Origin of the sequence: Rhizobium sp. SG741 (assembly GCF_012275435.1) — a bacterium.
Taxonomy (GTDB): Bacteria; Pseudomonadota; Alphaproteobacteria; order Rhizobiales; family Rhizobiaceae; genus Rhizobium; species Rhizobium lusitanum.
Genome location: NZ_JAAZQP010000032.1, coordinates 1 through 9,265, shown reverse-complemented (window position 1 = coordinate 9,265; position 9,265 = coordinate 1). Strand labels below are relative to the sequence as shown.

7 protein-coding genes and 1 pseudogene are annotated in these 9,265 nt (G+C 55.8%); 6 read left to right on the top strand and 2 right to left on the bottom strand.

Going from position 1 to position 9,265, the window contains the following annotated elements:
* Positions 1-107: pseudogene (locus FHT29_RS34165) on the top strand (IS5/IS1182 family transposase); the annotation flags it as partial.
* A 106-nt stretch (positions 108-213) separates the two neighbouring features.
* Here the strand turns inward: FHT29_RS34165 and FHT29_RS34160 are convergent.
* Both FHT29_RS34160 and FHT29_RS34155 read right to left on the bottom strand, forming a co-directional pair.
* Entirely contained in the window at positions 214-1,056 is an 843-nt protein-coding gene (locus tag FHT29_RS34160) for a glycosyltransferase family 25 protein (protein ID WP_168601185.1), read from the bottom strand.
* Entirely contained in the window at positions 1,056-1,919 is an 864-nt protein-coding gene (locus FHT29_RS34155; RefSeq protein ID WP_168601184.1) for a glycosyltransferase family 25 protein, read from the bottom strand. The genes FHT29_RS34160 and FHT29_RS34155 overlap by 1 nt, the downstream gene beginning before the upstream one ends.
* A 738-nt stretch (positions 1,920-2,657) precedes the next feature.
* On the opposite strand from FHT29_RS34155, the gene FHT29_RS34150 reads away from it, so the two are divergent.
* The 5 genes from FHT29_RS34150 to FHT29_RS34130 all read left to right on the top strand — a co-directional run bounded on the left by FHT29_RS34150 (position 2,658) and on the right by FHT29_RS34130 (position 9,173).
* The gene (locus tag FHT29_RS34150; protein WP_037200454.1) at positions 2,658-3,335 is read left to right on the top strand and encodes a response regulator transcription factor; all 678 of its coding nucleotides are present in this window, start codon (positions 2,658-2,660) and stop codon (positions 3,333-3,335) included.
* 2 nt (positions 3,336-3,337) lie between these two features.
* Complete coding sequence (locus FHT29_RS34145; protein ID WP_246703223.1) at positions 3,338-4,645, top strand: ATP-binding protein; 1,308 nt, start codon at positions 3,338-3,340, stop codon at positions 4,643-4,645.
* Between the two features lie 255 nt (positions 4,646-4,900).
* Positions 4,901-6,262: an O-antigen ligase family protein gene (locus tag FHT29_RS34140; RefSeq protein WP_168601182.1), complete on the top strand. Its 1,362-nt coding sequence runs from the start codon at positions 4,901-4,903 to the stop codon at positions 6,260-6,262.
* 201 nt (positions 6,263-6,463) lie between these two features.
* Positions 6,464-7,687: a glycosyltransferase gene (locus tag FHT29_RS34135; RefSeq protein WP_246703222.1), complete on the top strand. Its 1,224-nt coding sequence runs from the start codon at positions 6,464-6,466 to the stop codon at positions 7,685-7,687.
* A 79-nt stretch (positions 7,688-7,766) separates the two neighbouring features.
* Positions 7,767-9,173: a glycosyltransferase family 39 protein gene (locus FHT29_RS34130; RefSeq protein ID WP_168601181.1), complete on the top strand. Its 1,407-nt coding sequence runs from the start codon at positions 7,767-7,769 to the stop codon at positions 9,171-9,173.
* Positions 9,174-9,265 lie beyond the last annotated feature (92 nt).

Sequence of the window (9,265 nt, the reverse complement as noted above, 5' to 3'; positions counted from 1 at the left end):
TCAGAGCAGTCGCAACCCGATACGACAAACGCGACGACAACTTCCTCGCATCCGTCCAGCTAGCCTCAATTCGAATTTGGCTCCGATCTTATGAGTCGGTCACCTAGTGTCGGGCCTTGCCGGAGCTAACGTTCAATTCTCGTCCACTCCTGTCCGACAGTTTACAGTTTCGTAAAGTAGCCGACGCAGTCTCGAAGGGGCCTCGGCTTGCCGCTAGGCATCCGTGGGATGATGCTGACTGCGGGCAAACGCTGAGGATCGCGCCGGGGCGTCAAGCCGATGACTGTCCGCAGACGGCCGCCTCCATCGGCTTTCCCAAATCTCCAGCACGTATCGAATGCGACGGCAATATTCGGCGGCCCGCAAAAGGTGAGTGGGCAAGCGCTTCGGACCAAAGAACTTGGCCCGGTTGTAATCCGCCCTTTTTCCGATCTGGCTGTTGCGGCTGTGGTTCATCAAGCTCACGACGTTGCGGCGGACGCTCAAGACATTCGCGCCGTGGTGCCAGCCTCTTTCAAGCGCGACATCGAAGGGAAAGCTCATAGTGCGCAGCAACGGCAAAACCTTGGCTGCGCCTCGGCTGGTGATGACGTAACAGGCGGCCGAACCTTGCGGCCCATGCAGGCAACGGCCCATCTCGTCACCAAACACGCTTGTCGCGATACCGAGAAAGCCGCCACTTCGATGATTGAAGAGTTTGACGACGTCCGCATTTGGAACAGCCTCGAGGATAGCGATCGTCCTTTCCACCAGATCGGCCGGGATGTCGATGTCGTCCTCCATGACCAGAGCCGCATCGAAATCGCTCTCGAGAAAAATGGAGAGGCATCCGATATGGCTGCGGTAGCAGCCATATTCGCCCGGGAGGAGCGCTCGCCCGCCGTGCCGAGCAAAGCCTTTCCAATCGACGTTCCGAAAATCCTTCTGTGACAGCTCGCGCCCATCCGTGGCGGCCACCCTGATGACGTCTATGCCGCATTCACCGGCTTTGGAATGCACGACAGCCCAACGATCGACCGACCTGTCCAGATTGATGACGTACACCCCCAGTTTCATCACATCTCGCTAACCTGCTTGGCCGGGTTGTTCACAAGAGATACTCCCCCTGCCTCGACCTTTTCTGTCCCTGGCAGTGTAGCTTCCATCCGCGCACTCGTGAGATGGCCAAGCAATCGAGTAAGCCGTGCCGATAACCGCATGGTCTCGATAAAGATCCGATAGGGCATTACCGTCAAATAGTGCCCTCGGGACCTGTGATAGGTTCGGCGCCGTCCCTGGATCTGCGAAGGCAGGCCCAATTGCTGATTGACCGGGATGGGAACGACGAAGGCCGATTTCAGTTGGGCGAAGAACTCAAGATCGAGCGCCAAGTCGAACGGCAGTTGCATCGGCATGAGCCTGTCGACAAACCAATCTGCAGCCCGACGATTGATAATGTAGGCACCGGAACCCTTCTCCCGGGTTAATGCTACCGCCAGATCTCTACCTTCCGTCAGCCGGGAGAAGCGGAACTTTCGCCCGTCGCTGACCGTGGAAAGGCGCAGAATATCCCATTTTTCGGTCTGTGCGAGCGCTGCATCCAGCAACTCCACGAAGTCATCCTGAAACTCGAGATCATCTTCCAGAATAAGAGCAAACTTGCTGTTCGAGGCGAGAAGACGTCTCGCACATTCGATATGACTCAAGTAGCAGCCGACTTCCGCTGGATTGCGCCTGCGGCCATGCTTGAAACGAAAGGCAAACTCGTCGAAGCCCTGTATCGGAAATTCGATGGCCCGGCCGTCAACCGCCGCCACCCGTTCGAAGTGCAAGCCGATGCTCCCTAACTTCTGTTGCATCGCAACCAGCCGATCGGTTGCCCGATCGAGGTTAATCAGAAATATCTTAAGTGACGCTTCCCCAGGCTTCGCACCGATCATGCCAGATTCGCTCCAACTAGCGGCATTACCGCCACATCGGAAGCGACCATGTTCAGCCCGACTTACGGGACACTTACGAAATCCTGGCGAAAAGATGGAATCTGGCCTCACTCACTGGCCAACCCCATCCCAGAATTCCTGTCCACGAGTGGCTCCAAGTGTCACCATTTCTCCAGCAGCATCGCAACCGCAGCATTTCAGGCTGGTGACAGTAACGCACTCTAAGCTAACGCGTGGTCTGATGGTCGAAGCTTCGTCCCAGAAGGAAGGAGTTGCGCTGTCGAGGTCATTTCCATGCACGCAGCTTGCGGGAAAGCGGCCAACCTTCTTTGAGACAAAGCGCACAGGCATATGATTCAATCGATGAACATTGTCCTCGCCGGGATTTCCGGCACGACATCGCCTTTGATCCGCCGGTTTACGCAATCGTCGCCCGCTGCGGACTTTAAAGCGCCGGTCGCGCCACAATCGCACCCTTTCCCAAATGGCAGGTTGCCTGGCTCGAACGCTCCGGATGGCGTGACGAACCGGAGATTCGAATGCTTCGCCGGGCTCATAAGGCGAAAACCGCTGCTGATCCGGCGCGCCATCCGAGACGTCCGCGAGTCACGTGCGGTGATCGATAAGAGTCCGGACCGCATGAATGGTCTCGAAGCCCAAAGGCAGCAGGCCTATTGCCGGACCATCATTGCCTTACGGCGCTCCGTTCTCACGGTTGCAATATAGATAGGACATGCCATGCGTGTATTATTGGTCGAAGACAATGCAAAACTTGCCGCGGTGACCCATGATGCCATGCGCGCTTATGGCTTCACCGTCGACCACGTCTCCAACGCACATGATGCCGAAGAGGCCGCAGCAACGGTCGACTACGACTCCATCATACTGGACCTTGGTCTGCCCGATCGCGATGGCCTGACCCTGATCGAGCCGCTGCGAAGGACGGCACCGTCGGCGCCGCTTCTGATTCTAACCGCCCGCGATGCGTCGAGCTCGATTATCGATGCGCTCGACAGCGGCGCCGACGACTATCTTTGCAAGCCATTTGTCATGGGAGTGCTGATTTCTCGCCTGCGCGCGATTATGCGCCGTGGCCAACCCCGCCATGGTACCATCCTGCAGCACGGTGACATTACTTTCGATCCAAGCCAATACTCCGCCTCCGTCGGCAAGACACAGCTGGCCCTCAGCCGCCGCGAGTTTGCCGCGCTGCATCTTTTTTTGCGGCGCCCCAATCATGTGCTGTCGAAGGCGGAGGTCGAAGAGGCAATCTATGGCTTCGGCGACGAACTGAGCTCCAACGCCATTGAGGTTTTGCTGCATCGGTTACGCAAAAAGCTTCAAGGCGCTGGGTCGGTCCTCTACATCCATAACATGCGCGGCATCGGCTATATGCTTGTGGAAAAGCGTCCTTGAAGATGTGGCGTCTGACACTTCTGCAGCGGTTGATCCTGGCAATGTCGATTGTTGCCTTCGTCGCGATCGGTGCAAGCGTAGTATTTCTGTACATCCGCTTTCAAGCCTCGAATGATACATTCCGCGAGGAGACGCTTTCAACGTTTGCAGAGGATCTGCGGCGGGAACTGGCGGTAGACCCGAAACTTTCGAGCTCCCGTGCAACGACGGCCAAGGCGCGCATCCGTGCGCTGCACGGTCAGTATGCCGTTTTGGGGCGTGACGGGCGTATCATCGATTCTTCCGGCCTGCAGGAGTCATTGATTCCTTATATTGGTGATCGAGCACAATATTTTGAACTTCCACCGCATGACGACCAGAAAACGCTGTTCGGCATATCCATTCCAATTGCGTTGCCTGGCTCTGCAGGGGCCATACAGGTTGCCTTCCCTAAAACGCACGTCACCTTCGACAGCGTCCTGGAAGAGTTCGTCCGGGATATTGCCTGGATCTGGATCCCGTTCGTGATGGTGCTGTTGGCGACAAACATCGCTGTCCTGGGCTTTGCGCTACGACCATTGCGCAAAGCGGCACAAGAGGCCGCACAAATCGGCCCGTCAAGCATTGCGACACGACTAACGGAGAGCGGTATGCCCAACGACGTTCTGGCGTTGGTCAAATCGGTAAATGCTGCCCTCGACCGGCTTCAAGGCGGATTTCTTTCGCTGGAACGCTTCTCTGGGCAATTGGCCCATGAACTACGCACGCCGCTCGCCATCGCCAAGACACGTTTATCCTTGTCACAGGATCAGATCGCACGCGCAGTAGAGAGGGATTTCGAAGACGTCGAACGCGTCATAACACAACTGGTTGATCGGGTACGCGTGCGGACACTCCATTATGAAGCAGCCGACATCGTGGATCTGGGAGGAGTGGCCACCGACGTGGCCCGCTATCTGGCGCCCATGATCGTGGGAGCCGGCCGCAACATTGAGCTGAAGATCGAGAACGGACCCGTTCTCGTCAGTGGTGCCAAGGACTTCATATTTCGAGCGCTTCGCAATCTGGTCGAGAACGCGCTGCATCACAGTCCTGAGAATGGAATGATTACTATCACAGTCTTCAACGTCGGCATCAGTGTCGCCGACCAAGGTCCCGGCTTCACGAAAGGGAGACTAAGTGAAGAGGTCGGACTGTTGGGGAAGACGGATCGCGAAGATGGCTTAGGCCTCGGTCTTTCCATTGTCGGGGAGACAATGGCCGCACATGATGGACGGATCGTGCTGGCGAACTTGCCGTCTGGCGGAGCAGTCGCAACCATGGCCTTCTAGTTACCGATACCTTCTCCATTGAATTGGAGCGTCCCGGCTTTCGCATCGCCGAAGTCCAATGCCAAGCCGGGGACAATGAACGTCAAATTGGGCGGTTGCCACAGCAACTTATCGAAGCCCACCTTCACGAGGAGTGCCACCTGGTATATTTGCGCGAAAGCAGAGATCGAGCTTCAATTGACTAAACGAGCGGAATGATGATGGTTCGGAAACGTACGCAGCGCCGATCGGCAGGGGAATTTGCAAGGTAACAGCATGAACGTTCGCATCCAATCCTCCCGTCCGAACCCATCTTTTGCAAGAGTATGGGTCTATACCGCAGATGTGCTCTGGCTCTTTGTCATGTCAGCATCCCTGGTCGAAAGCTACGCTTATCGCTACGCCGGCACGCTGCTGTTGATATTGTCGCTTATTCTGTATGCGAGATCCAAGCCAAGACCATCGATAGATTGGCAGGGTTGGCTCTGCCTAGCATGGGGAACCTACGCATTTTTGCGATATGTTCTACAGTTCGCGCTTCAAGCCGACCACCCGGTTGGCGACCATGATGTGCTTTTCTTCATGCCCTTGGTGTTTCCACCGCTGGCGTTCGTACTATTCCGGTGCTGGTCTCACCTCGAAAGGCTTGTTGCTGTCTATTTTGGCATTGCACTCATAGTTCTGCTCGTGAGCCTACGCCCCAACGCCATTCTTGAGGGTGAGACAGTTATCCCCCTGATACAGCATAATCAAATACATGGAGCGGTTTGCTGCGGTGTGATTCTCATTGGCGCCATCTTTTGGCTTCTACACTATCTTACCGAGAATACGTGCAATCGCACGATCAAGATCTATGCTTCCGTCGTGTCTCCTTGTATCTGCGCCCTCTGCCTTCTCGGGATATATGGGGCGAAATCGAAAGGTGTTTGGCTTTCGCTTCTTCCGGTATTACCCATAGTCGGTTTTATCGCTATGCGTGCTTTGAAGCATCGGTTGGTGGTCCCGGTCGCGCTTCTCCTTGTGGCGTTGCTCGGCGGCGGTTTGTATATCGTCAGGCACAATGTCGTCCACACCGCCGGACCGACGATTGCTGCGACTATCACCATGCTCAAGGACGCCGGCTCGACCGAGCAGATCGGCAGCGCAGTCTCTCATTCGATAGACAGCGGCGCCACGCCGATCGGCATGAACCAGCGCCTTCAGCTCTGGGCAAATGCTTGGGAATTGTTTTCCACCGCACCCATCTTCGGTTGGGGGAGCGAGTGGCTGGAGCTTTGGCCGCATACCTATTATCCAAATGCGGGATATACGTTCATGCACAACGGCTATCTTGAAATCCTCATTCGATATGGGCTCTTCGGAGCGGCGTTCTTAGGCGTCATGCTGGCGTGCTTTTGCTTTAACGTCCGGCGCGCGGCCAGCCTGAGGATTATCCCCAATCATGCGATGCATGCCTACTTTCTGATCATCCTTTTTTTCAGCTTCACCATCCTCAGCAACTCGAATAACCGGCTCGCCAGCGGGGAAAGCCTGTCGATTTTGACTGCCGCCTTTGCATTGGCATGTCGGTTAAAAATTCGAACATACGGGGGCACCGCGCCTTTGGGCGTATCCGGAGAGGTAGTCCCTATCGCTTGAAGGGCGCAGAGCCACCTTTCCGACAAAATCAAACCTCGCTTTCGCCGCTGTTCTATAAGCCTGTCGTAAGTCAAGGTTTTCATGGTCAGTTCCACGAGTACAAAGAGTCGTGGGCGCTTGAAACCTTATGCATCACATTGTTTGGCGGCCCGGAGCCGGTTGGCTTCAACCCAGTCAGTTCCGTCTGCAAGGCGCACGCCATTGAGCGGGTTCAACGACGACATGTGTCCTGCTCTAAGCGAACAATGGTCGAGGCGGATGAATTCGTCACAACCAGAAACGATGCATGCCCCCTTCAGCCAGGATCCGCCGGTCCGTAAAGACGCGCAGGAGGATGCAAGCCCGCCTGCTCTGTCGATCATTATCCCGACGTTCAACGAAGTGGACAATATCCGCCCCTTGGTGGGGCGCCTTCATGAAACGCTTGTTGGGATTGAATGGGAGGTCATTTTCGTTGACGACGATTCCGCAGATCATACCATTGATATCATTCGCAGGATATCGCTGCAGGACCGTCGCGTGCGGGGAATAAGACGCGTCAACCGGCGTGGTCTGGCGGGTGCATGCCTGGAAGGGATTCTTTCCAGTTCCGCTCCCATTGTCGCCGTTATGGATGCCGATCTCCAACACGACGAAACCTGCTTGCCCAAGATGTTTCGCATGATAAGCACCACATCGGCAGATCTGGTCGTTGCAACGCGATATAGCGAGCCACCCCAGCATGTTGACGGCTTCACCAGATTGCGCCAGGCCGGAAGCATATTGGCAACCGGAATTGCACAAAGACTGCTCCCGACACCCACCAGCGATCCGATGAGTGGCTTTTTTACGGTCAAGCGTGGGATTGTCGAAGCTGCAGCACCAAGGCTTTCGCTACACGGCTTCAAGATATTGCTGGATATCCTGACGTCATCGCCCTGCCCCCCGACCATCGCGGAAGTGGATTACGACTTCCGTCCGCGACTGCATGGCGAGAGCAAGCTCGATGCAATGATCGTCATGGAATACCTTGGATTGATCGTCGCAAAGCTAACTGGTGATCTCATAACGCCACGTTTTCTGATGTTCTGCGTCGTGGGATCAATCGGCTTGGCTGTCCATCTGGCCGTGCTACGGCTCCTTCTACTAGACGAGCTCTCCTTTCCGGTTGCGCAGACATTCGCAATGATGAGCGCCGTTCTGTCCAACTATACGCTGAACAACGCGCTGACGTATCGAGACAGACGCCGACGTGGATGGCACTACCTAACCGGCCTTGCAGTGTTCTCCTTGCTTTGCAGTTTTGGGGTTTTCGCCGGCGTCGGTCTATCGACGCTCATCTACGATCAGGAACCCTATTGGTGGTTGGATGGTATCGGGGGAGCGGTCATCGGCGCCGTATGGAACTATGTCACAAGCTCGGCGATTACCTGGCGTGCAAGATAAGAAAACCTTCCGGGAACTGCCTCCCCTATCCAAGATCATAACTATCCTCATCGCTCTAACTGTCTTCAGATTATGGGCGATGGCACACTTCGATCTTGTTCCGGATGAGGCCTATTACTGGCTGTGGTCGCGCGTGCCCTCTGCGGGCTATTACGACCATCCGCCGATGATTGCCTGGTGGATTTGGATCTCGACCCATCTGCTCGGAGACACCCTTCTGGGTGTTCGCGCGCTGGCGGTCGGTTCGGTTTTTGTAACCTCGATTGCCGTTTACGGGACTACCCGCGAGCTCTTCGATGACCCCAAGATTGCCGGCGTTGCGGCCATATGGCTGAACGCCATGCTTTTGATGAGCCTTGCGGCGATGTTTGCAACGCCGGATGCGCCCTCCACTATGTTCTGGGCGCTAGCGCTGTGGGTCATCGCGCGGCTTCGCAGCGTCGAGCTGCCAAGACTGTGGCTCTTGATCGGCTTGCTGGTCGGCCTGGGATGTGTCGCAAAATACACAAATCTCTTTATGGTTCCGGGAATTCTGCTTTGGTTGGCGTTGGATCCCAAGGCACGCAGGTGGCGGTTCAGCCTATGGACGCTAATGGGAGGTGTTGTTGCGCTCCTGACATTCAGTCCCGTCTTGATTTGGAACGCGAGCCACGGCTGGATCTCATTTGCCAAACAGTTCGGCCGCATAGCAGATCGGCATCCCGGCTTTTCATACTTTGGCGAGTTCATCGTTGCCCAATTCGGCCTGCTCAATCCGCTGATCGCGATTTTTGCCACGCTTGCGATCTACCGGTGGCTGCGAGTTCCCAAATCGCACCTATCCAAGTCGGTTACCTTCCTGATTTTACTCAATGGGCCGCTCGTTGTTTACATGATATTCCACGCGCTGCATGACCGCGTGCATGCAAACTGGCCGGCCCCGGCATACCCCGCCATCGCAATCCTCGCCGCAGTTGCGGAAGCCCGAGTTACTGGTCGCAAGCATCTGAGACGACTGTCATACTGGGTTTCTCCGGTGGGTATCGGGCTCTCGTCGCTCTTGCTGCTCTACTTCGCAACGCCGTGGGGAAAGACCTTCCCGCTGCATAGTCCGGCAGACACCCTTTTGGGCTGGCAGGAATTTTCTGCACGGTTGGAGACGATGCGCAAGAATTCTGGCACAGAATGGATAGCAACAACCGATTACGGGTTGACGGGGGAGCTGGCCTTCGAGCTCAGGGACGGTCGTCCCGTCATGCAGATCGTCGATCGGCAGCGGTTCTTCTTTGAAACTCCTGATCAATCCTTGATCAACAAACCTGCGTTGCTGGTGATATCGGCCAACGCAGGCCAAGTCGAGCGCTACGCAAGTTGCTTTGACACATCCACGCAGTTGGGCGCCCTGGCGCGTCAGGCCGGCAATCGTGTCATTCAGGACTATTTGGTTCTGAAAGTTCAGGGCGCTCCAGAAGGCATGCCGTCGGACGGTTGCGATAGAAAGCCTTAGGTTCGAAACCCAATCATGCATTTGATTTTGCTTGAACTGTATGATTCAATCTGGATATTTGAAGGAGATTGGCTCATGGCAGGAGAATTCTG

Bases quoted from the DNA above. Each gene is read 5' to 3' on its own strand.
- FHT29_RS34160 (WP_168601185.1), bottom strand. From the start codon at position 1,056: ATGAAACTGGGGGTGTACGTCATCAATCTGGACAGGTCGGTCGATCGT.
- FHT29_RS34155 (WP_168601184.1), bottom strand. From the start codon at position 1,919: ATGATCGGTGCGAAGCCTGGGGAAGCGTCACTTAAGATATTTCTGATT.
- FHT29_RS34150 (WP_037200454.1), top strand. From the start codon at position 2,658: ATGCGTGTATTATTGGTCGAAGACAATGCAAAACTTGCCGCGGTGACC.
- FHT29_RS34145 (WP_246703223.1), top strand. From the start codon at position 3,338: ATGTGGCGTCTGACACTTCTGCAGCGGTTGATCCTGGCAATGTCGATT.
- FHT29_RS34140 (WP_168601182.1), top strand. From the start codon at position 4,901: ATGAACGTTCGCATCCAATCCTCCCGTCCGAACCCATCTTTTGCAAGA.
- FHT29_RS34130 (WP_168601181.1), top strand. From the start codon at position 7,767: ATGGCACACTTCGATCTTGTTCCGGATGAGGCCTATTACTGGCTGTGG.